This window comes from Corynebacterium sp. HMSC074A01 (assembly GCF_001831515.1).
GTDB lineage: Bacteria > Actinomycetota > Actinomycetes > Mycobacteriales > Mycobacteriaceae > Corynebacterium.
Genome location: NZ_KV825628.1, coordinates 154,586 through 175,994 on the forward strand (window position 1 = coordinate 154,586; position 21,409 = coordinate 175,994).

Below are 21,409 nucleotides of genomic sequence, written 5' to 3' on the forward strand. Positions count from 1 at the left end.
ACCGGTGCTTGGACGATGTGGCGGTTGTTGACTAACCAGTCGATCGGATCAATCGGTTTGCCGTCTTCGCCGGGGGTCTCAAACGTGGTGACAAGGTCCTGTAAGTCGTTGGTAGGGCCGGTGAGCCGAATGATGAACTTGTCGTGCATCTCGCTGCGCTGGATGCGCACCCCGTCTTGCGGCGGGCGTGGTGGCAGGTAGTCTTTGCGCAGCCGGGTGGCCTTTTTGCTGATGGTGGTGGTATCACCCTCGGTGGCGCATAGCTGCGCGGTGTACTCCCAGCGCTTCGTGGGATTCGTGATCCGTCGTGCGGTGCGCTCAATCAGCTCGAGCGTTTCGATGCAGTGGCGGTTAGCTTCTGCCGCAGTACGTGCTTCGAGTTGGTAGCGCGAGTGGCTGGTAGGCCGGAAAAACCGGCGGGCAAGGCGCACGAGCGTGTCTGCGTAGTCGTCGGCCGCGCCCATGCCGACAAGCGCATCGCTGTCGAGGCCTGCCTCGTAGACAAGCCGGAGTGCGCCGATTCCCCCTGCTTTGAAGGCCAAAAAGGCCCGTAATTGTTGTTGATCCCCCATAAGCCCACAACCTAGCGCAGGCCGGAAACCCCCGCAACCGCTAGGTTCAAATCGACCTCAATCCCGCCGACGCGCCCACGCGAGGTGAACTGCCACAGCTGCGGCCGCGGCATACCCAGCGGAGAAGGCCACACGCCCAGCAGCGCCGGATCGGTGACCGTGTTGTCGCCCCACTGCGCGAGCCACAGTGCTCCGAATTCGGCCGGGTTAGCTAGGCACATGTGGCGTCGCCAGTAGCGGGCATTCGTATACACCCCGGCCACGGGCACGCCGGCGGTGCGGAAGGTGGCGTGGGCGTTGCGGACGTCGGCAAGCGAAAGCCCCGCGGGAGACTCCACATCGAGCCACATCGGCAGCCGGTGCGGCCCGAGGACATCGAGCGCCGCGTCGACCTGCTCGGCGATCGTGGTGCCCTCAGACGGGCTGCGCAAAAAGTGATACGTGGCCAGCGCGCAGCCGGCGGCCGAAGCATCAGCGAGCAGCTGCGCGAAGCACGGGTCCTGGTAGGTGCCGTCGGTGGTGCGCAGGATCGCGAAGTCGAAGCCGGAAAAGTCGAGGCCGGCCTGGTACTCGGAGCAGTCGACGCCGAGCCTCACCGCTTGGAAAGCCCCATCCGCGGCGTAAACGACGCCGGGTGCCTGCGCTGCGCCGCCGCATCGGCAATGACCAGGCGCCACTTCGGGTCGGTGACAGGCATGCGCGAGATCGGGAACCAGCCGACCTCGACCGACTCGTCGTCGCCAACCACCGGCTCCGCGGCCGGATCGGACGGCTCGAGCCGCAGCTGCACCGACATGTAACTGGCCTTGTCGCCGTTCGCGTGCACGACCGGGCCGACCGAGCCAGCCCCCAGGATCGCTGCGGGCGTGGCCTCGATGCCAGTCTCCTCGCGTACCTCGCGCACCGCCGCGTCGTGCGGCTGCTCGCCGGGGTCGGCGATCCCCGTGATCGGCGTCCACTTTCCGTTGTCCGCGCGCCGCACGAGCAGCACCTCGGGCACGGCCCAGGCGGACTGGTCGGCGGAGTCGCGCAGGACAATCGCGGCGACTGCCGGCAGCCACAGCGGGTCGTGGCCGATCTTTTTGCGGATCTCCACGATAAATTCCGGAATTGGCACGGTGACATCCTTTCGCGTCGGTGTGGTCTTCGAGTCTACGTCGACTAGGCTAAGCGGCGATGCAGACCCTGAAGCGAGTACCCAAAGCAGCGTTCATCGCCGGCTACGGCGCGCTGCTCATCGCGCTCGTGGTCATGATCGCGGCGCTGACCAGCTACCGCCAGTCCGCGGAGGCCAACGCGCCCGCCGCGCCAGTGCGCGCATGGAACCCGGCGCCCGCCGATGCGGCGAATGTCACCGCCAGCATCCGTCCCGGGGTGATCGCCGATGCGCGCGTCGCCGCCACCTCAACCGGGGTCGCTGTGCAGGGCACGCTTAGCGACGCCGCGTTTACCGACCCCGACGCCACCGGCCACCTCTCCCGCCTGCTCGAGCAGAACTGCGTCGACACACTCACGCTGCGCACGACCGATAACATGCGCTTCGAGCTGCTCGGCTTCTGCTTTTCCACCGTGCCGCCGCAGACGCTCGACGAGCTGTTGCACTTCGGCGCAGACCACGGCGCGGACTCAGTGACCGTGACCAACAACCTGGAAAAGTCCGGCGGCCGGCTCGCAACACTCACGTGGCTCGACGCCGACGGAGAGGACCTGCGCCCCGCCTGGGAGGAGTTCGGGCTGCGGCCCTACCTCGACCGGGCAACCTTTGAAGCGTTTGGCCCCGAGGAGCTGACCATCATGGAGGCACGCCCCTCGCGCCCGCACACCTTCAAGCACGAGCCAACGGGCGCAGCGTTCCGCGAAAAGTGGGGCCTGTAAGGCACCTACCAGGTCTGGTGCTCCCAGACCGCGTCGGGGACGACGTGGTTGATCACCGTCATGAGCTGCTCGACGTTTGAGTAGGACATGAGCTTCGGGTCCTCCATCCCCTCCCAACAGTCCTCCTCGCTGCGGCCGGCTTCGGTGCCGGAGACGACGCCGATGATCACGGCGCGGCCGTGGATCTCGGTGAAGACGGGCCCGCCGGAGTCGCCGGCTGCCGCGCAGACGCTGGCGATGTCGCCGAAGGTTTCGCGGTCCTCGTCGGCACCCGCGTTGACGATTTGTACCCGCTGCGTGTCCACGAACTCGCCGCAGGTGTAACCGGTGGTCGCGCCCGTTTTGCAGACGCGCTCGACCGGCGGGATGTGCTCGGCAACGCCGGTGGGGATCGGGTCGCCGATGACCTCCATGTAGCGCTCCGGGTCGGTGATCTTGATGATGCCCACGTCGACCCCGTCCGCCGCCGAACCGTCACCGCTGTAGAGCCCGGAGTAGATGAAGTGGCCGACCTCGCGGGCGTAGTCGTAGGCGTGCGTGGCGTTGGTCGGCCACACGAAATCGCCGACGCGCCCGCAGTGGCCGGCGGTCACCGCGTAGTGGTCGCCGGCGGCGTCGGTAAAGCTCAGCGCCGTCGTGCACGACTGGGCGGTAAAGCTCTCCCCCGGCGCGGGCTTGTGGTCGGTGGACTGGATGCGCGTGCCGGGTGCCCATAGGGCAAACGCGGGCACGCGGACCTGGTTTTCGCTGGCGGCCGCGTCCTGCTCGCGCGGGGTCTGCACCGATTCGCGGGCGTCTTGCTCGGCGCTGCTTATCGACGGTGCCTGCGGGGTCTGCAGCCCAGCCCACACCACCGTGGCGACGAGCAGCACAGCGGCAACCACGCACAGCGCCCACGCGGCGTTGTGGCTGCGCTTCACCGGTTGCACGGGCGTGGGGAAGGTCCACTGCTCGCCGTGGGCGGGCTGGTATTTGCGGGCCTCGTTGTCGCCTGGGCCGTAGCCGCCGGCCGGGTAATGCGTCCCGGGTTGTGTGGGGTCAGTCACGCTGCTCCGAGTCGGCGCCCTCCTTGGCTTCTTCCGCCTGGATCTTGATGTCGCGCAAGAACTTCTCTGGGTCGAACTCAGTGAAGTAGTCGGGTCCTGCGAACTGTTCCTGTGACATTGGGCGCTCCTTTACTTCTCAGCGTTGTCTGCGATGTACTGCTTGACCCGCTCCGCATCGTTGGGCAGGTCGGTGACGTGGCGCGCGCCGTCCATGATGTGGGCGAAGCGCTCCGGTACCTCGGGCTCGCGACCGATCGCCTCGACGATCGTGTCGGCGAACTTCACCGGCAGCGCGGTTTCCAGCACGACGATGCGCGTGTCCACCTCGTCGGCCAGGCCGCGGGCGACGTGGACGCCGTCGGCGGTGTGCGGGTCGACCATCACCCCATACTCTTCCCACGTCTGCTTGATGGTGGCGAGACGGTCGGCGTGCGTGGAAGAGCCGGAGGCGAAGCCGAAGTCCTCGCGGATGCGCTCGAGCACCTGCTTACCGCCCATCTCGTCCAGGCCGAAGCCGCCCTCCTTGACCTTGGTGCCGAAGAGGTGGGCGGTGGTGGCGGCGTCGCGCGAGAGGGCGTCGAAAAGCATGCGCTCGAAGTTGGAGGCCTTGGAGATGTCCATCGACGGCGAGGACGTCGCCTGGGTCTCGGCCGCCGAGCGCGGGCGGTAGTTGCCGGTGCGGAAGAACTCGTCGAGCACGTCGTTTTCGTTCGTCGCCACGATCAGACGGTCGATGGGCAGGCCCATCTGCTTGACGACGTGCCCCGCGCACACATCACCGAAGTTGCCCGTCGGCACCGAAAACGAGATGCGCTCCTCGTTCGATGAAGTCACGCGCAGGTAGGTGGAGATGTAGTAGACCGTCTGCGCGAGCAGGCGCGCCCAGTTGATCGAGTTGACCGCGCCGATCGAGTACTTCGCCTTGAAAGCGGCGTCCGCGTTGACCTCTTTCACCACGTCCTGGCAGTCGTCGAAGACGCCGTCGAGGGCGATGTTGAAGATATTCGGGTCGTCCAGGCCGAACATCTGCGCCTGCTGGAAGGGCGTCATGCGGCCGGCCGGGGTGAGCATGAACACGCGGATGCCCTCGCGGCCGCGCATCGCGTACTCGGCGGACGAGCCGGTATCGCCCGAGGTCGCGCCCAGGATGGTGAGCGTTTCGCCGCGGCGGGCAAGCTCGTACTCGAAGAGCTCGCCGAGCAGCTGCATCGCCATGTCCTTAAACGCCGCGGTCGGACCCTCGGACAGGTGCGCGATCGAGAGCTTCTCGTCCAGTTCGGTGACCGGCACGATGTCCGGGTGCGCGAACTTCGGGGTGTGGTAGGCCTTGGCCGTAAGTTCCTCGATCGCGGAGTCCGGGATGTCGTCCACGAAAAGCTTCACTACCTCGGCGGCCAGGGCGGCATACCCCTTGTCGCGCAGGAGGGTCCGCCACTCGTCGAGAAGCGCGGGCGTTAGGCGCGGGTAGGTGGCGGGCATGAACAAGCCGCCGTCGGCGCTTAAGCCCCCGAGCAGGATGTCGGTGAACTTGTGCGGGGTGGCGGTCTGGTCGCGAGTCGAAATGTAATCCACGGCCGTCAAGCTTACGGGACGCACCCCCGCGGCGGGTCGAATGCGTGAATGTTAGTGTGCGGCGCATGAAGAAAACTACGGTGTCGTATCACCCGCGCGAGAAGGTCACACGCACCGCGCTCGCCGTCTGGTGGGGCGCGGTCGCCGTCTATATCGTGGCGATCTTCGGCCGGACCTCCTTTGGAGTGGCCAGCATGGACGCGATGGCGCGCTTCGAGGTCAGCGCCTCCCGCATCGCCGTGTTCACCGCAGTGCAGGTCGGCGTGTACGCCGCGGCCCAGGTGCCGACCGGCCTAGCGATCGACCGGCTCGGTCCGCGCTTCATGCTGGTCACCGGCGCGCTGGTGATGGCCGCAGGCCAGATCACCCTGGGTTTGACCACAAGTTACGGTCTCGCACTCGCCGCCCGCGCGTGCATCGGGCTTGGCGACGCCACCGCGTTCCTCTCCGTCATGCGCATCCTCCCCTACTGGTTCCCGCCGACAAAGACGCCACTGTACACGCAGCTGACCGGCGCGCTCGGCCAGCTCGGGCAGTTCCTCTCCGCAGTGCCCTTCCTCGCGCTGCTCGGTGCGCGCGGCTGGACGGTCGCGTTCGTCTCGCTCGGCGCGCTCGGCGTGCTCGTGGCGCTGGTGGCCGCGGTGGTGGTGTCGGATTCGCCGGAGTGGTCGGCGATGACGCGCGAGCAGCGTCGAGAAGTGCACGCGCAGAAACGGGCCCAGCGTGTGCCGCTCGCGTTTACGTTGCGCACGGTGGTGCGCTCGCCTATCGCGTGGGAGGCCTTTTTCATTCACGGCTGGGGGATCTTCTGGATGTTCTCCTTCTCCCTGCTGTGGGGCGTGCCGCTGATGACCCAGGGGATGGGGCTTTCCGAGGCGCAGGCCGGCACCGCCCTGATCCTGTTTAGCGTGGGCAACGTGATCGCCGCCCCGCTCATGGGCGTGGTCTCGGCGCGCCTCGGGGTGCGCCGCGATCTCGCCGCGCTGTGGATCGGCGCGATCGTGCCAGTGGCGTTCGCGGTGTTCTTCGCGTCTGCCGAACCGCGCGGGTTTACCGCCGCGCTAGTGGTGACGTCGCTGCTCGGCCTGTGTATGCCCGCGGGCAACTTCGGTTTCGACACCCTGCGCGAGTACCTGCCCGCCGAGATGGTGGCCACCGGCACAGGCCTGGCGAACATGGGCGGGTTCATCGCCTGCATGGTCGGCTCGCAGCTCGTCGGGGTGCTACTGGATGGCACAGCGTTTACGTGGGCTGATTTCCGCTTCGCCTGGCTCGCCTTCTTCGGCACGGCAGCGGTGTGCCTGACCGGGCTGCTCGCTTCTCGACGCCGCGCCACACGCATCACCCGCCACGTCCCCATCGTCGCCCGCACATAATTGCGCATAACGCCGCGCCGGGGATTAGCATAGGCTGCCATGGCAAATGTTCACCCTCGCGAGCAGATCACATCCAAGGCGCTTTTTGTGTGGTTTGGGGCGGTCGCGGTGTACGCCGTCGCCATCTTGGGGCGCACGTCGTTTGGCGTGGCCAGCGTGGAGGCGATCGACCGTTTCGGCGTCGACGCTTCCCGCATCGCCGTGTTCACCGCGGTGCAGGTCGGCGTGTACGCCGCGGCGCAGATCCCGACCGGCTTGCTCATCGACAAGCTGGGCCCGCGGTTCATGCTGGTCGTCGGCGCGATCGTGATGGCGGTCGGCCAGATCACGCTCGGCCTGACCACAAGCTACGGGGTCGCGCTCGCCGCGCGCGTGCTCATCGGCGCGGGCGACGCCACCGCGTTCTTATCCGCCATGCGTATTTTGCCTTACTGGTTCCCGCCAAGGAAAACTCCGCTGTTTACCCAGCTGACCGCCGCAGTCGGCCAGGTCGGCCAGTTCCTTTCCGCCGTGCCGTTCTTCGCGCTGCTGTCCGCGAAGGGCTGGACGGTGGCGTTCGTCTCGCTGGGTGCGCTCGGCCTGCTCATTGCCATCCTCGCCGCGATCGCGGTGGCGGACACCCCCGAGTGGGCGGAGATGACGCCCGGCCAGCGCCGCGAGATCAAGCAGCAGAAGCAGGAGTCCTCGACCGCGATGCCGCTGTCTCAGATCCTGGGCACGGTCGTGCGCTCCCCGGTGACGTGGGAGGCGTTCTTCATCCACGGCTGGTGCATCTTCTGGATGTTCAGCTTCACCCTGCTATGGGGTGTACCACTGATGACGCTCGGCATGGGCCTTTCCGAAGCCCAGGCGGGCACCGTGCTCATTGCGTTCACCGTGGTCAACGTGGTCGCCGCCCCGCCGATCGGCGCGCTGTCGGCGCGCATGGGAGCCAACCGCGACCTCGCCGCGCTCATCTTAGGCGCGGTCACGCCAGTGGCCTGGATGGTGTTTTTCGCCTCCGATGCCCCACGCGGTTTCGGCGCGATCCTCGTGGTCGCGGTGCTCATGGGCCTGTGCGTGCCGACATCGAACTTCGGCTTCGACGCGGTGCGCGAGCACCTGCCCGCCAGCATGGTTGCCACCGGCACGGGCCTGGCGAACATGGGTGGGTTCGTCTCCTGCATGATCGCCGCGCAGTCGGTCGGCGTGCTGCTCGACCACTCGGCGCACGGCCAGACCTACCAGTGGGCCGACTTCCAGCACGCGTGGATCGCCTTCTATGTCACGGCGGCGGTGTTGCTGGTGGGTCTGCTCGTGTCGCGTCGAAAAGCGAAGCGGGTCATGCGCCCGGCCGTCAAGATCGTCAGCGTGGAGGCTCCTGACGCCCGGTAAGGATGTCCACGACCGAGCGGATCGCTGCGTCCCCCAGCTGCGGCAGCTGGGTCTCCGTCCGCGTGGTGGCGGCGCGGCGGGTGTCGGGCTCGACCTCGAGCGTAAGCGTGGTGTCCTCGAGCTCGAGCCGGGCATGCTTGTCGACGCCCGCCACACGCGCCCCCTCCACCAGCGCCACCAAGTCCGCAAACGTCGCGTCGTTTAAATCGATTGAAAAGTGCACAGCCATGTCCCCCACTCTAGGCTCAATCGAACTCGCGGGTGGGCGGCTCTCCCCAGAACACCTCCTCGATGACTTGGTGCGCCCGGCGCGTGATGCGCAGGTAGTCCTCTAGGAACTGCTGCTGCTGGTCCGGGTCGTAGCCGGCGGAGCCCGCCACCTGCGCGAGCTGCGGGCCCGGCGCGGGCAGCTGGTCGGTGCGCTTGCCCGAGACCAACACGAGCGCGCTGCGGGCGCGGGTGGCCGTGAGCCACGCGGTGCGCAGGATCTCCGCCTGCTCTGCAGGCAGCACGGCCGGGTCGTCGAGCTCAGCGAGGAAGTCGAGCGCGTCCAGGGTGGAGGTCGTGTGCAGGCCCTGGTGTTTGTGGGCGTGCATCATGGTGAGCAGTTGGACAGTCCACTCGACGTCGGCGAGCGCGCCGCGGCCCAGCTTGGTGTGGGTGGCGCGGTCGGCGCCGCGCGGGAGGCGCTCGTTGTCCACGCGGGCCTTGATGCGGCGGATCTCGCGGATGTCCGCCCGGCTGGCCCCGCCTGCGGGGTAGCGGAACTGGTCGATCATGTGGAGGAAGGCCTCGCCGGTTGCCGTGTGTCCCGCGACCACGGTGGCGCGCTGCAGCGCCTGCTTCTCCCAGACTTCGCCCCACTCGCTGTAGTAGCGCTCGTAGGAAGCGATCGTGCGCGCCACCGCCCCGGAGCGGCCCTCCGGGCGCAGGCCGAGGTCCACCTCGAGCGGCGGGTCGTCGGAAGGCTTGGCCAGGCGTTTGCGCATCTGGTCGACGATGCGGGCGGCCCAGGCGGTGGCGTCGGCTTCCGTCGTCTCCCCCACTGGCTCCGCCACGACCATCACGTCGGCGTCCGAGCCGTAGCCCAGCTCCGCGCCGCCGAGTCGGCCCATGCCAATAAACGCGATGCGGGCGGGTTGCGCGCTCAGGCCCTGTTCCACAAGGTCGGCGTGGATCTCGGACTCGAGCGCAGCCTGCAGCACCGCCTCCCACACGATGGTCAGCTCGGTGCAGACCTGGCGCACGTCCATCATGCCGAGCAGGTCGGCCGAGGCGATGCGCGCCAGCTCCGCGCGGCGCAGCGAGCGCGCCACGGCGACCGCCTTGTCCGGGTTGTCGCGGTGCCTATTGGCCGAGTTGATGATCGCCTTGTGCACCTGGTCGGGCGCGGGCTCGAGCAGGCGCGGACCGCTGGAGCCGTCGCCGAGCAGCTTGACCACATCGGGGGCGGAGATGATCAGGTCGGAGGTGTACGGCGAGTTGCCGAGGATGTGCATGAGGCGCATGCCGACGACGCCCTCGTCGCGAAGCATGCGGAGGAACCAGCTGCGGTCGATGGCGGCGTCGGAGAGCTTGCGGTAGTTGAGCAGGCCCGCGCCGGGGTCCGCGGTACCGGCGAGCCAGTGCATGAGGGTGGGCAGGAGGATCGCTTGCAGCTTCGCTTTGCGCGAGGTGCCCTTGACCAGGGCGTTGAGGTGGTCGTAGGCGCGCGTTGGGTGGCGGTAGCCGAGCGCGGCGAGCTGCGCTTTGACGGCGTCGGCGGAGAAGGTGGCCTCGCCGATCGACAGGTCGACGACGGCCTCGAGCAGCGGGCGGTAGAAGAGGCGCTCGTGCAGGTTCGCCACCACCCGGCGCAGCTGTGAAAGTGCACGCTGCATCTCCTCGACGGCGGTGTGGCGCGCCGTGGCCTGGAAGCCGGCGGTGCGGGCGAGCCAGCGCAGGCGCTTGACGTCGTCGGCGGCGGGCAGCTGGTGGGTGCGCTTGAAGCGCTGCAGCTGGAGGCGGTGCTCGAGCAGGCGGAGGAACTCGTAGGCGCGGATGAGTTTGTCGGTGTCCTCGCGGCCGACGTAGCCGCCAACCATAAGCGAAGTCAGGGCCTCGACCGTGTTCGGCTCGCGCAGACTCTCGTCGATGCGGCCGTGGACGAGCTGCAGCAGTTGCACGGCGAACTCGACGTCGCGCAAGCCGCCCTCGCCGAGTTTGAGCTCGCGCTGGCGCAGCGATTCGGGCACGTTGTCCAGCACGCGCCGGCGCATCGCCTGCACGTCCTCGACGAAGGATTCGCGCTGGGAGGCCTCCCACACCAAAGACGCAAGCTTTTCGACGTAAGCCTCCCCCAGCGAGAGCGCGCCGGTCAGCGGGCGGGCCTTGAGCAGCGCCTGGAACTCCCAGGTCTCCGCCCAGCGCTTGTAGTAGGTCACGTGGCTGTCCAGCGTGCGCACGAGCGCGCCCGCCTTGCCCTCGGGGCGCAGATTCGCGTCCACTTCGAAGAAGCAGGCAGTGCCCAGCTGCATGAACTCGCTGGCGGTACGCGTGGCTTTGGCGGTGGCGTCCTCGGCGACGAAGATGACGTCGACGTCCGAGATGTAGTTCAGCTCGCGAGCGCCGCACTTGCCCAGCGCCAGCACGGCAAGCGCGGTGTCGGGGTCGTCGTCGCCGTAGACCTGGCGGATGGCGACGGCGAGGGCTGCGGTCAGGGCGGCGTCGGCAAGCGCGGTGAGCAGTGCGGTGGTGCGCGAATACCCCAAAGGCGAAGTGCCGCCGTGGCCCTTGAGCGGGGTGAACGTGCCCGCGAGGTCGGCGGCGGCAATGCGCATCATGAGGGTGCGGTAGGTCTCGCGCAGCGCGTCCTTGGCGGCGTGCTTGTCGGAAAAGCGCGCGCCCGCGCGGTAGGTTGCCTCCTCGATGTGCTCGGCCTCCACCGCGCGAAGCATCGCCTCGCGCATCTCCTCCTCGGTCGGCAGCGGGGCGGCGAGCTCGCGCCACAGGTGCGGGTTGGCCACGAGGTGGTCCGAGAGCGCCGTCGAGCCGCCGAGCAGCGCGAAGAAGCGGGTGCAGAACGCCGGGTCGGCCGCGAGCGCCGCGCGGACTTCGCCCCATTCGGACGGCAGCGCGCCGGCAAACCGGTGCGCGGTATTGAGGGCGAGGTCGGGGTCGCCGGCGCCGGCAAGGGTCCAAAGCAGTGCGGCGTCGTCAAGCGAAAGCTCCTCGATGTCTTGCGCGGCGCGCGGCGAAGCGAGCCCGAGTTTGGCCGGGGTGGGAAGCGCCATTTACAGATCCATCCCGCTGTCGAGCTCCCAGGGCGTGACCTGGCTGGTGTAGTCGTGCCACTCGTCCCATTTGGCGCGCAGGAAGTACTCGAAGACCTGCTCGCCGAGCACCTCCGCCATGAACTCGGACTGCTCGAGGTAGCGCAGCGCCTGGTCGAGCGAGTTCGGCAAGTCGCGGTACCCCATCGCGCGGCGCTCGCGGCGGGTGAGCGCAAAGACGTCGTCGCGGGCCGGCTCGTCGAGCTCGTAGCCCTCGGAAATCCCGCGCAGGCCGGCGGCGAGCACGGCGGCATACGCCAGGTACGGGTTGGCGGCCGAGTCGAGGGAGCGGACCTCGATGCGGCGCGACTCCGCCTTGTGCAGCCGGTAGGTGGGCACGCGCACCATCGCGGACCGGTTCGACACGCCCCAGGTCGCGGCGGTGGGCGCCTCGGAGCCGAACTGCAGGCGCTTATACGAGTTGACGTACTGATTGGTCAGCGCGGAGATCTCGTTGGCATGCTCGATGATGCCGGCGATGAACTGGCGGCCGGTGCGAGACAGGCTGATCTCATCGTCCGGGTCGTGGAAGGCGTTTTCGTCGCCTTCGAACAGGGAGAAGTGCGTGTGCATCGCCGAGCCGTCCTTGTGCGGAAACGGCTTGGGCATGAACGTGGCATGTACGCCGTTGGCCTCCGCGACCGTTTTCACGATGTAGCGGAAGGTCAGCACGTTGTCGGCCATGGTCAGCGCGTCGGTGTGCCGGAGGTCGATCTCCTGCTGGCCGGCGCTGGCCTCGTGGTGGGAAAACTCGGTGACAATACCCATGTATTCCAGCGCGGCAATCGCCTGGCGACGCAGCTTCGGAGCCTCGTTGCGCTTGGCCTGGTCGAAGTAGCCGCCCAGGTCGGCGGGCCGGGGGCGCTCGCCGGGTTCGAAGGGTTTGACCACGTAGAACTCGATCTCGGGGCTGGCCACGAACTCAAATCCCATGTCGCGGGCGTTTTCGATCTGGCGCCGCAGCACCTGGCGCGGGTCACTGTAGAGCGGCTCGCCGTCGGGCATTGTAATGTCGCAGAACATGCGCCCGGTCTGCAGCCCGGAATCCTCGTCGAAAGGCAGCGCCTGATACGTCGACGGGTCGGGTTTGAGCAGGGTGTCGGACTCGGAGATGCGGGTAAAGCCCTCGATCGACGAGCCGTCGAAGCCCGCCCCCTCCTCGAAGGCGGATTCCAGCTCGGCGGGCGACATCATCACGGTCTTCAGCGAGCCGAAGATGTCGGTGAACCACAGCCGCAAAAAGGCGATGTCCTGTTGTTCGACCTTGCGCAGCACGTCTTCCTGTTGAGTGTTCATACCCCCACTGTAGCGGCGCTAGGCTTGGAGTTGAGTCGATGTGAGGAGAGGAATTATGCCGCAGGAAGTTTTGGAAGTTGAGGTCAAGTTCGCCGTCGAGGAGGGGGTCAAGCCGCCGGGCCCCCCGCTTGTCGACGCCACGCTGTCCATCACCTCCACCACCACCCACAACCTCTCCGCCACCTACTTCGACACCGAAGACCTGCGGCTCACGCACGCAAAAACCGTGCTGCGTCGCCGCACCGGCGGCACCGACGACGGCTGGCACGTCAAGTTTCCGGGCGAAGGCGGCGCGCGCCGCGAGCTGCAGGTGCCGCTGGCGGATGCTTCCGATGCAGAGGTCCCGGCTGAGCTCCTCGACGCGGTCTCATCGGTGATTGGTGATGCGCCGCTGGTGAAGATCGCGCAGGTGGACAACCGCCGCGTCGAATCGGTGCTGAGCAAGGATGGCATCGCGTATGCCGAGTTCTGCGACGACCACGTCACTTCCGAGTCCTTCCTGCCCGGCGGCCAGAAGCAGTCCTGGCGCGAGTGGGAGCTGGAGCTGACCGAGGCGGTCGCAGGTACCGAGGCCGGAGAGACGCTGCTCAACAACGCCTCCGAGGCGATGCTGGCGGCGGGCGCGCGCCCGGCGGATGCGCCGTCGAAGCTGGTCAAAGCACTCGGAGACAGCCTGCCGGCCGGGCCGGTTGACGCGGCGCTTCGCGAGACACGAGACAGGATCGTCGACTACGCCCCGCGCGTGCGCGCCGACGAGGAGGACGCCGTGCACCAGATGCGCGTGTCCACCCGCACGATGCGCTCGCTGCTGGAGACCTTCGAAGGTGCCTACAGCGGCACCGACGTCGCCCACCTGGAAGCCGAACTCAAGCACGCGGCCGCGGTGCTGGGCGTCGCGCGGGACGCGGAAGTCGTCGAGCAGCGCATCCGCGACCTGGTCGCCACCGACGAGACCGGCACCATCGATGCCGCCACCGCGGCGAACCTCAACCGCGATATGCGCGAGGTCTACGCGGCGGCGCACGCCGAGATTGTGCAGATGTTGGACTCGGAGCGGTTTGGGGGGTTGCTGGTGGACGTCGATAAGCTGCAGCGGGCCGGCGAGCAGACCGACGCTGAGCTCTACGCGCAGCTGCGCGGTGCCTACAAGAAGCTGAAGAAGCGCCACGCGAAGATGGAAAAGTACGCCGACGACGCCTCACTGCCGCTGGCCGAGCGCGAGGCGTACGTGCACGCCGTGCGCAAGGCGGCGAAGAAGCTGCGCTACGCTGCGGTCGCCGCATCCGATTCCGGGCTGAAGACGAAGCCGCTGGTCAAAGCGTGCGTGAACCTGCAGTCGGTGCTTGGGGACTTCCAGGACTCGGTCACCACGCGCGAGCACCTCGTGCGCCTAGCGCATGCCGCGCACGCCCGCGGCGAGGACACCTTTGCCTACGGGGTGCTCTACCAGCGGGAACTCGAGCTCGGCCGGGCCGCGCTCGCCGGCTACCCGAAGGCGATGAAGAAGGTGAAGAAGGCGTTGAAGAAGCTCTAGTCTTCCCAGGCCTCATCCGCCTCGTCGGCGGCTTTGTTGCGTTGGGCTGCGATCTCGAGGGCGTGCGCGGCCTCCTCGCGGGTGTCGTAGGGGCCCATGCGGTTATCCCAGGAGGCGACCTTGCCCTGGGTGACCTCGCCGGTGGTGGGGTTGAAGTAGAACTTGTCGTCAGCCATTGCTGCTCCTTTGCTTCAGGGGTTTTCGCCCCACCCTACCCGCCGCGCGCGGTTGGTAGTCTGGGGTTTCACGCCAACCGACTGGAGAGAACGCCGTATGTCTTTGTGGACCGACCCGACCGCCCAGCACGCCACCCCGGTGGCGGATCGCGCACGTGAAGCGCATAAAAAGCGCACCGGCGGCGCGCCCGAACACGTGGCGAGCGCCCCGGCGACGTGGATTTTGGCCGGCGAGAACGTCGACCACTTCGGCGGCACCACGCTGATCGGCCTGTCCAGCCTGCGCGCGGCGGTGGCGGTCAGCCCGCGCGATGACAACCAGCTCGTCTTCGCCGCATCCGCACCCGCCTCCGAGGACGTCGTGGCCACCGCCCCGCTCGGCGAGCCCGCCGACGCCGACCACCCGCTGGCCAAGCGCTGGGGCGGGCTGGTCCACCAGCTCATCCAGCGCCAGGTGCTCTCCCGCGACACCGCGGGCCTGGACGTCACGGTTGTCTCCGACATTCCACTGGGCGCCGGCCTCGGCGCGCTGTGGGCGGCCGATGCGGCAATGTGCCTCGCGCTTGCAGCCGGCCACGCAGAGATCGACGACGCACCCTTCCGCGCCCGCCTGGCCGACATCGCCTCCCAGGCCGTCGACTCCTACTCCTCGCTCACCGGCCTGCGCTCGCGCCACACCGCGGCCCTGCGCGCAAGCGGCACCGGCATCGCGGTGATCGACTACGCCGACGGCTCGCTCACCGAGGCGCCGCACCCCGGCCGCGAGGGCGTGCGCATCTTCTCGGTGGCGGAGAAGTTCGGCGAGGCAGACGACGGCGAGGTCGCCCGCATCGCCGAGCACCGCGCGTTTATCGACGCCGCGTGCGCCAACTTCGGCGTCACCTCGCTACGCAAGCTTCCCGACGCCATCGAGCGCGTCGTCGAGTGGGTCACCGCGCGCCGCACCGTCGGCGACGAGACCGCGCCGACGCCGGAGAAGGCGCGCGCCTGGGTGCACTTCTGCGAGGCGGAGACGCTGCGCAGCATGGCCGTGGCCAAGGCGCTGCGCTCGCGGCACACGAACGACCTGTTTACCCTGGTCAACTCCCCGACCGAGATGCGCGGCATCGCATTGCCGGACGCGCTGGTGCAGCTGTGTAAGACGCGCGGGGCGCTCGCGGCGCGGCCGGCGGCCACCGGTACCTCGAAGGCAGTGCTCGCCCTGGTATCGGTGCGCGATGCCGACGATTTCGCGCGCACGATGGCGAAGGACTTCGACATCGTGGAGATTACGCCGGGGCGCACCGCCGGTCTCGAGGACTAGTCGGCCGGCCAGGCGAAGGCCACCTCGCGCGCGGCGGCGTCGGCGCGCACGAGCGAGAACTTCGTCTCGGTGCCCTCCCCCGGCGCGCCGTGCGAGGGCGCAAGCACCGGCGGGTCGGCGATGAAGATGCGGGCTTCGTCGGCGTCGTTGACCTGCAGGGTAACCCCGTTGAAGTTGTGGCCGACCCAGGGTGCGAGCACGGTCGCCTCGGTGAGGTTGAGGCAGGCTTTATCCACGGTGTGCGCCAGTTGCGAGGTCCGTCCCATCGTTTTCAGCACCCGCGGGGCGTCTGCGTACACCCACTCGGGTATGTCTGTCCCGGCGCAAATCGCCAGGCAGACCTCGGTGGCGTAGCGGTCGATCAGCCGACGCAGCGGGGCGGTGACGTGGCTGTAGTAGCCGCCGATCCCGGCGTGGACCTCCGCATCCTTCTCCGCCAGGTCGACGTAGCCCGCCCCGCGCAGCAGCTTTTGGGCCTCGCGCATCATGGCCATGCCGCGTGGCGTGTCCGCGTCGATGCCCGCGAGGAACTCGCCGATCTCGCCTGTGACCTCGTAGCCCAAGTTCGCGGCCTCGCGCCGAAACTCCGCCTCCGCCTCACGCGTCGCGGGCCCGAGCGTGCGCAGGAAGCCGACGCCGGCCTCGACCATCATCCGGCCTGCAACCATGCCCGTCAGCAGTGAAACTTCCGAGTTGTAGTCCATCACCGGGTGCCGCGGCTCGATGAACAGCTCAAAGGCGTCCTCATCGCCGCCCACGCGCACGCTAGGCAGCCGCAGGTTGATCGCTTTTCGACGCAACGAACTCCCCTGCCGCAGCCGCCCCACCTCCGGCAACAGCGCAATCGACGGGTGCGGCGTGCCCGCCTCGAAATCGGCGTGGACCCCCTCGTAGTCCAGGCGCGCCACCGAGTGCACCAGTGCACGCTCGACGTGGGCGTGCTCAACTTCGCCGCGCTGGTCGAGTTCGAAGGTCCACAAAACGGCGGGGCGGTCGACGTCGGGAAGCAGCGAAGCGGTGTCTTCACTTAAGCTCGGCGGGTGCAGGCGCGCGGGTTCGTCGGGCAGGTAGATCGTCTGCCCGCGGTTCAGCGACTCGTCCTTGACCGCGCCCGCGGGCTCGACGAAGGCTGCGACATCCGCGATCGCGTAGGTGACGGTGTAACCGGCACCGCGCGCGGCGATGTGTACGGCCTGGTCCAGGTCGCGTGAGCCGGGCGGGTCGATGGTGACAAGGGGGATCGAGCGGGCGTCGATACGCGCGGCGGCAAATTGGTCTTTCAGCTGCGCCGCTTCCTCGAGCACCGGTGGCGCGAAATCGGTGGGGACGGAAAATTCGCGCGCGATGGCGCGAAAGTTCAGCGGCGCGGCATACAGTTTCATACCCCGCCATCGTGCCAGACGCGCACGCAGCGCGCTGTACAAAAGGCGAATGAGCCGGCCTATGAGCCGGATTCTGTACCCTTTAAGGGCGGTGACCATCCATCTGGGCCACCCATCGCTGGGCGCCTCAAGCAGCTACCTTCGGACATGGGCGGGCAGCCTCATCGCGTCCGACGATCCCCGCTTTAAACAGCGCGGATTCTTGCCTTGCTCCCGGTGGGGTTTACCTGGCCGCCGATGTCACCATCAGCGCCGGTGCGCTCTTACCGCACCCTTTCACCCTGACCCGGCGTGCGCCGGGCGGTCTACTTTCTGTTGCACTTTCCCGCGGATCGCTCCGGGTTGCTGTTAGCAACCACCGTGCCCTGTGGAGTCCGGACTTTCCTCGGCCGCCCGCCAGCCCGCATGCGCGGCGGTACGGGCAGCCGCGGTCACCCGGCCGACTCATTCGCAAGGCGTCACTATACCCTACCGGTGGTGCGCAACGTCGTTGACGCAGCGCACGACGCCAAAATCGGCCCAGAAATCCACCACGGAAATGCTGGCCAGGTCGAGGAAGCTGTGCGTGAACACCTCCGCGCCGGAGCCGAGGCCCTGCCGGATCACGGATTTGATCGGCATCATGTGGGTCACCACCAGGATCGTCTGCCCCTCGCGCTGCTCCTGCAGCTTCAGCCGCGCACGGGTCACCCGCCGATGCAGCGCGGTGATCGATTCGCCGTTCGGAGGGGCTTTGCTTATCGACGCCTCCCAGGCCCCAAACGCCTCCCCATCCTTTTCCTGCGCCTCTTTGCGGGTCAGCCCCTCGAAGTCGCCGAAGTTGATCTCGCGGAAACCGTCGACGGTCTCGAAGCTGTCGAAGCCGAGCGCGTCGGCCGCCGCCTGTGCCGTCTGCTGGGCGCGGGTCTGCGGGGAGGCCACGATCGCGTCGATCGGTCCGAAGCTACGCAGTGCTTCGGCGGCCCGGCGCGCCTGCTCGCGTCCCAGCTCGGTCAGCTCCGGGTTGGAGACGCCGGACAGGCGGTGCTCGGCGGAGTGCTCGGTCTGGCCGTGGCGCAGCAGGATGAAGCGGGTGCGCGGGGTGTCGGTTGCGCCGTGGACGAGCGCGGCAGCGTGCGGGGCTTCGGCTTTCTTCGCCGCGGCGGCGCTGCCAGTTTCAACGATGCGCGGGGTGCCGTCCTTTTCGGCGGCGTCCATCGCGAGGTTGGACAGCTCGTCGGCTTTCTTGTTCTTCGCGCGCGGCACCCAGGTGTAGGTGACGCGCTCGAAGGAGCCAGCAAGTTTGCGGGCCTGCATGGCCAGCTTTTGCATGTCGGGGTGCTTGATCTTCCAGCGCCCGTTCATCTGCTCGACGACGAGCTTGGAGTCCATGGACACCGCGACCTCGGTCGCGCCCAGCTCGGCGGCGGCCTCGAGCCCGCGCAGCAGGCCGTGGTACTCGGCGACGTTGTTGGAGGATTTCGCCCCCACAACGTAGACGATTTCGGCGAGGGTTGCGCCGGACTCGTCGTAAAGCACAGCGCCGGAGCCGGCGACGCCGGGGTTGCCGCGCGAGCCGCCGTCGGTAAAGACTGCGACCTTCATCTACGCCTCCGGGTTCGGCTTGACGCGTACGAGCAGGGTGTCGCAGTTCGGGCAGTGCGGCACGGTGTCCGGATCCGCGCTCATCACCTCGGCGCGCTCGGTGGCGGGCAGCTGGATGAAGCAGCCGTTGCAGGTGCGGCCGTTGAAGGCGGCGGCGCCGACCGAGTCGTAGGCCTCGAGGACGTCTGCGGGCAGCTTGGCCCGCAGGGCACCCGTGTCCACCTCTTCGCGCACTGGCAGCGCCTCGACGGCGCGGCGGGCGGCCTCGACCTTGCGGTCGATCTCGTCCAAGCGCGCACCGTGGTTGTCGCGGTTGTTGCGCAGTGCGGCGATCTCGTTGTGGGCCTCTTTAAGCTCGGAAAGCAGGTCGGCGATGCGCGACTTGGCGGCGTAGCGGTCGTGCTCCAAGTCCTTGCGGCGCTCCGGGTTCGTCTCGGCGCTGAGTTGGCGCTTGTCGTCGAGCTCGCGCTTCTTCAGCTTGCGCTCGTCTTCCTGGATGCGCAGGATCTCCAGCTCCATGTCGTCCACGGCCATCTGTGCGGCCGCGGAGGCGGCCTGCAGGTCCTTGCGCTGCTTCAGCAGCTTCTCCAGCTCTTGTTCCTCGGGGCGTGCGGAATCCGGGTGCGCGGCCACGCGGTCGGCCTGCGCCAGCTCCAGTAGCACCGGCTGCTCGGTAGCGGAAAGCTTCACGGTTGCTCCTTACCTCTTTCTAGTTCTTAGCGTTCGGGTGTGCGGACACCGTCCACGGGTCGGTGCGGATATCCAGCACCTGGGTTTCAACGCCTAGCGGCTCAACGATACTCGCCGCCTGCTGCGTCCACGGAAACTCGCTCGCCCAGTGCGCCGTATCGATCACCGCGGGCCCACCCGCGCGCAGGTGCTCGTCGACGGGGTGGTGGCGCAGGTCCGAGGTGACGTACACGTCCACGCCGAGCTTCGCGGCATCGGCAAGGAAGCTATCGCCCGAGCCGGAGGAGACCGCCACCTTCTGCACCATTTGGTCCGGGTCGCCGGCGGCGCGTACGCCCCAGACGGTCTCGGGCAGGGCGTCGGCGACCTGCTGGGTGAACTCGCGCAGCGTCATCGGTGTGTCCAGCTCGCCGACGCGGCCTAGGCCGTAGGCGGTTTCCAGGTCGCGGGTGCCTTCCGGCTCGGCGAGCTGGACGATGTCGAAGGCGGGGTCTTCGTAGGGGGGGGCGGTGCGCAGGGCGTCGATAAGCTTTGCGCGCAGCTTCGTGGGGGCGACGAACTCGACGCGGACCTCGCGCGCGGTGTAGTGCTTGCCCACCTGGCCATCGGTGGGGTCGGCGCCCTCGACGGGGGTGAATTCGCCGGTGCCCTCGTGGCTGAACGCGCACTCGCGGTAGTTGCCGATCGCGCCAGCGCCGGCGTGGAAGAGCTCGCGCTTGAGCCCGTCCGCATCCTTCGGCGGGACGTGCACGCCCCACTTGTCGGTGCCGTTCAAGAAAATCGGCTTGATCGGGCGGCCGGGGCGCACGCCGATGAGCTCGGCGAGCACGTCGGAGACACCCGGGCGGGCGGAGTCGGCGTTCGTGTGCGCGGCGAACAGGGCGCAGCCGCCGGAAATCAGGGTGTGGACGACCTTGCCCTTCGGCGTGTTCGCCGCCACCGAGGTCACCCCGCGCATGAGCAGCGGGTGGTGCACAACCAGCATCTGCGCGCCGGCGGCGACCGCGGCCTCAGCGACCTCCTGGGTGCAATCGAGAGCGAAGGCGACCTTTTCCACCTCGGCGTCCGGGTCGCCGCAGATCAGCCCCACTGCATCCCAGCTCTCGGCAAGCTGCGGCGGGTAGGCGGTCTCGAGTGCGCGAACAACATCAGCTACGACAGTCATGGCAACCAGCCTACAAATTTGCCATGCTGGGGGCCGTGAAGGATACGCAATTAACAGTGCTTCTCGACGTCGACGGCACCATCATCGACTCCTACCCCGGCATCCGCGAGGGCTTCCTCCGAGGCATCGACGCCGTCGGGGCCGAGCGCCCCAGTGAGGAATTCATCCGCCGCATCCCCGGCCCGCCGATGCGCGACTCCATGGCCGCCGCAGGCCTTTCGCCTGCGCAAGTGGATCAGGCGATGGAAGCGTACTCGGCCTACATGTCCGGCGAGGGCTGGCAGCGCTTCGAAGTCTTCGACGGCATGGCCGAGCTGATCGCTCGGTGGAAGGGGCAAGGTGTTGGGGTGTGTACGGCGACGTCGAAAAGCGAGCGCTTTGCGCGACTCGCACTCGAGCGCACCGGCATTTTGAAGCACATCGATTTTCTGGGCGCGGCGAACCACGACGTCGGGCGCAGCACCAAGGTCGAGGTGCTCGATTACGTGATGACGCAGCACGCGCCCGCGCGGGCCGTGATGGTGGGCGATCGCACCCACGATTTTGGTGGCGCCGCCGAGTTCGGGCTGCCGTCGGTGGCCGTGACCTGGGGCTACGGCACGGAAGAGGAATGGGCGCAAGCCACGCACACCGCGCATTCTGCGCGCGAATTGGAGGAGATTGTCAATGAATACCGCTAAACCGCTCCACATCGATTTTGTCTGCACCGGCAACATCTGCCGCTCGCCGATGGCCGAGGTGATCATCCGCGACAAGCTCACAGAAGCCGGGCTGGGCGAGCGCGTGCGCGTGACGTCCTCAGGCATCGGCGGCTGGCACGTCGGCGGCCCGGCCGATTCGCGGGCGCGCGAAGAGCTGGCCGCGCACGGCTACGACGGATCGCAGCACGTCGCCGCCCAATTCGGTGGGGACCGGTACGATGCCGACCTGATCGTCGCGCTGGATACCAACCACGTCTCCGAGCTTGTCGCCCGCGGTGTGGACGAGGATCGTGTGCGGCTCATCCGCTCCTTCGACCCGGCCGCCCCCGCGGGTGCCGGGGTTGCCGACCCGTACTACGGCGGCACGGACGGGTTTACCACCACCCGCGAACAGATCGAGGCGGCCGCCGACGGCATTATCGTCTGGGTGAACGACCAGCTAGACTAGGCAG

20 protein-coding genes, 1 other RNA gene and 1 pseudogene are annotated in these 21,409 nt (G+C 68.0%); 7 read left to right on the plus strand and 15 right to left on the minus strand.

The window, feature by feature from the left end; all coding sequences use genetic code 11:
• The 3 genes and pseudogenes from HMPREF2550_RS12355 to HMPREF2550_RS09460 form a co-directional block, all read right to left on the minus strand.
• Window positions 1–572, minus strand: a pseudogene (locus HMPREF2550_RS12355) (hypothetical protein); the annotation flags it as partial.
• Between the two features lie 11 nt (window positions 573–583).
• A complete protein-coding gene (locus HMPREF2550_RS09455) occupies window positions 584–1,168 on the minus strand; it encodes a glycoside hydrolase family 25 protein (RefSeq protein ID WP_070790818.1) in 585 nt (194 codons plus the stop codon).
• On the minus strand, window positions 1,165–1,689 hold the full coding sequence (locus tag HMPREF2550_RS09460) for an NUDIX hydrolase (RefSeq protein WP_070790819.1): 525 nt from the start codon (window positions 1,687–1,689) through the stop codon (window positions 1,165–1,167). Before HMPREF2550_RS09460 ends, HMPREF2550_RS09455 begins: the two co-directional genes overlap by 4 nt.
• Window positions 1,690–1,748: 59 nt before the next feature.
• Between HMPREF2550_RS09460 and HMPREF2550_RS09465 the strand changes: the two genes are divergently transcribed.
• Complete coding sequence (locus tag HMPREF2550_RS09465; protein WP_070790820.1) at window positions 1,749–2,447, plus strand: hypothetical protein; 699 nt, start codon at window positions 1,749–1,751, stop codon at window positions 2,445–2,447.
• A 5-nt stretch (window positions 2,448–2,452) separates the two neighbouring features.
• On the opposite strand, the gene HMPREF2550_RS09470 is transcribed toward HMPREF2550_RS09465, so the two are convergent.
• The 3 genes from HMPREF2550_RS09470 to thrC are packed head-to-tail and all read right to left on the minus strand — an operon-like array spanning window position 2,453 to window position 5,065.
• A complete protein-coding gene (locus HMPREF2550_RS09470) occupies window positions 2,453–3,493 on the minus strand; it encodes a S1 family peptidase (protein ID WP_246819794.1) in 1,041 nt (346 codons plus the stop codon).
• Window positions 3,486–3,611 carry a hypothetical protein gene (locus HMPREF2550_RS12550; protein WP_256380818.1) on the minus strand — a complete coding sequence of 42 codons (126 nt, stop codon included), beginning with the start codon at window positions 3,609–3,611 and terminating at the stop codon, window positions 3,486–3,488. Before HMPREF2550_RS12550 ends, HMPREF2550_RS09470 begins: the two co-directional genes overlap by 8 nt.
• An 11-nt stretch (window positions 3,612–3,622) precedes the next feature.
• Entirely contained in the window at window positions 3,623–5,065 is a 1,443-nt protein-coding gene (gene thrC / locus HMPREF2550_RS09475) for a threonine synthase (protein WP_070790821.1), read from the minus strand.
• A gap of 65 nt (window positions 5,066–5,130) precedes the next feature.
• Here thrC and HMPREF2550_RS09480 point away from each other — a divergent pair, with 65 nt between their 5' ends.
• Complete coding sequence (locus tag HMPREF2550_RS09480) at window positions 5,131–6,441, plus strand: MFS transporter (RefSeq protein ID WP_070790822.1); 1,311 nt, start codon at window positions 5,131–5,133, stop codon at window positions 6,439–6,441.
• 39 nt (window positions 6,442–6,480) lie between these two features.
• Window positions 6,481–7,815: an MFS transporter gene (locus HMPREF2550_RS09485; protein ID WP_070790823.1), complete on the plus strand. Its 1,335-nt coding sequence runs from the start codon at window positions 6,481–6,483 to the stop codon at window positions 7,813–7,815.
• Here HMPREF2550_RS09485 and HMPREF2550_RS09490 read toward each other — a convergent pair.
• From HMPREF2550_RS09490 to HMPREF2550_RS09500, 3 genes are read right to left on the minus strand one after another with little or no spacing between them, the layout of a single operon-like run.
• A complete protein-coding gene (locus tag HMPREF2550_RS09490; protein WP_070790824.1) occupies window positions 7,787–8,044 on the minus strand; it encodes a hypothetical protein in 258 nt (85 codons plus the stop codon). The two genes, HMPREF2550_RS09485 and HMPREF2550_RS09490, sit on opposite strands and share 29 nt — an antisense overlap.
• 16 nt (window positions 8,045–8,060) lie before the next feature.
• A complete protein-coding gene (locus HMPREF2550_RS09495) occupies window positions 8,061–11,087 on the minus strand; it encodes a bifunctional [glutamine synthetase] adenylyltransferase/[glutamine synthetase]-adenylyl-L-tyrosine phosphorylase (RefSeq protein ID WP_070790825.1) in 3,027 nt (1,008 codons plus the stop codon).
• A complete protein-coding gene (locus HMPREF2550_RS09500) occupies window positions 11,088–12,422 on the minus strand; it encodes a glutamine synthetase family protein (protein WP_070790826.1) in 1,335 nt (444 codons plus the stop codon).
• A gap of 55 nt (window positions 12,423–12,477) precedes the next feature.
• On the opposite strand from HMPREF2550_RS09500, the gene HMPREF2550_RS09505 reads away from it, so the two are divergent.
• A complete protein-coding gene (locus tag HMPREF2550_RS09505) occupies window positions 12,478–13,956 on the plus strand; it encodes a CYTH and CHAD domain-containing protein (RefSeq protein WP_083319879.1) in 1,479 nt (492 codons plus the stop codon).
• Here HMPREF2550_RS09505 and HMPREF2550_RS09510 read toward each other — a convergent pair.
• Window positions 13,953–14,132 carry a hypothetical protein gene (locus HMPREF2550_RS09510; protein ID WP_070790827.1) on the minus strand — a complete coding sequence of 60 codons (180 nt, stop codon included), beginning with the start codon at window positions 14,130–14,132 and terminating at the stop codon, window positions 13,953–13,955. The genes HMPREF2550_RS09505 and HMPREF2550_RS09510 overlap by 4 nt on opposite strands.
• Before the next feature lie 97 nt (window positions 14,133–14,229).
• On the opposite strand from HMPREF2550_RS09510, the gene HMPREF2550_RS09515 reads away from it, so the two are divergent.
• A complete protein-coding gene (locus HMPREF2550_RS09515) occupies window positions 14,230–15,435 on the plus strand; it encodes a galactokinase family protein (protein WP_070790828.1) in 1,206 nt (401 codons plus the stop codon).
• On the opposite strand, the gene HMPREF2550_RS09520 is transcribed toward HMPREF2550_RS09515, so the two are convergent.
• The 5 genes from HMPREF2550_RS09520 to HMPREF2550_RS09540 form a co-directional block, all read right to left on the minus strand.
• Entirely contained in the window at window positions 15,432–16,817 is a 1,386-nt protein-coding gene (locus HMPREF2550_RS09520) for an RNB domain-containing ribonuclease (RefSeq protein ID WP_070790829.1), read from the minus strand. The two genes, HMPREF2550_RS09515 and HMPREF2550_RS09520, sit on opposite strands and share 4 nt — an antisense overlap.
• Window positions 16,818–16,863: 46 nt before the next feature.
• An RNA gene (gene rnpB / locus HMPREF2550_RS09525) (RNase P RNA component class A) lies at window positions 16,864–17,264 on the minus strand.
• Window positions 17,265–17,285: 21 nt separating this feature from the next.
• A complete protein-coding gene (locus tag HMPREF2550_RS09530) occupies window positions 17,286–18,401 on the minus strand; it encodes a bifunctional RNase H/acid phosphatase (protein ID WP_070790830.1) in 1,116 nt (371 codons plus the stop codon).
• A complete protein-coding gene (locus HMPREF2550_RS09535; protein ID WP_070764150.1) occupies window positions 18,402–19,091 on the minus strand; it encodes a zinc ribbon domain-containing protein in 690 nt (229 codons plus the stop codon). It lies immediately after the preceding gene.
• A gap of 19 nt (window positions 19,092–19,110) precedes the next feature.
• Window positions 19,111–20,256 (minus strand): Nif3-like dinuclear metal center hexameric protein, encoded by a 1,146-nt coding sequence (locus tag HMPREF2550_RS09540; protein WP_070790831.1) that lies wholly within the window; start codon window positions 20,254–20,256, stop codon window positions 19,111–19,113.
• Window positions 20,257–20,291: 35 nt separating this feature from the next.
• Between HMPREF2550_RS09540 and HMPREF2550_RS09545 the strand changes: the two genes are divergently transcribed.
• Together HMPREF2550_RS09545 and HMPREF2550_RS09550 are read left to right on the plus strand one after the other, a co-directional pair.
• Entirely contained in the window at window positions 20,292–20,936 is a 645-nt protein-coding gene (locus HMPREF2550_RS09545; RefSeq protein ID WP_246819795.1) for an HAD hydrolase-like protein, read from the plus strand.
• The gene (locus HMPREF2550_RS09550) at window positions 20,923–21,405 is read left to right on the plus strand and encodes a low molecular weight protein-tyrosine-phosphatase (protein WP_070790833.1); all 483 of its coding nucleotides are present in this window, start codon (window positions 20,923–20,925) and stop codon (window positions 21,403–21,405) included. The genes HMPREF2550_RS09545 and HMPREF2550_RS09550 overlap by 14 nt, the downstream gene beginning before the upstream one ends.
• Window positions 21,406–21,409 lie beyond the last annotated feature (4 nt).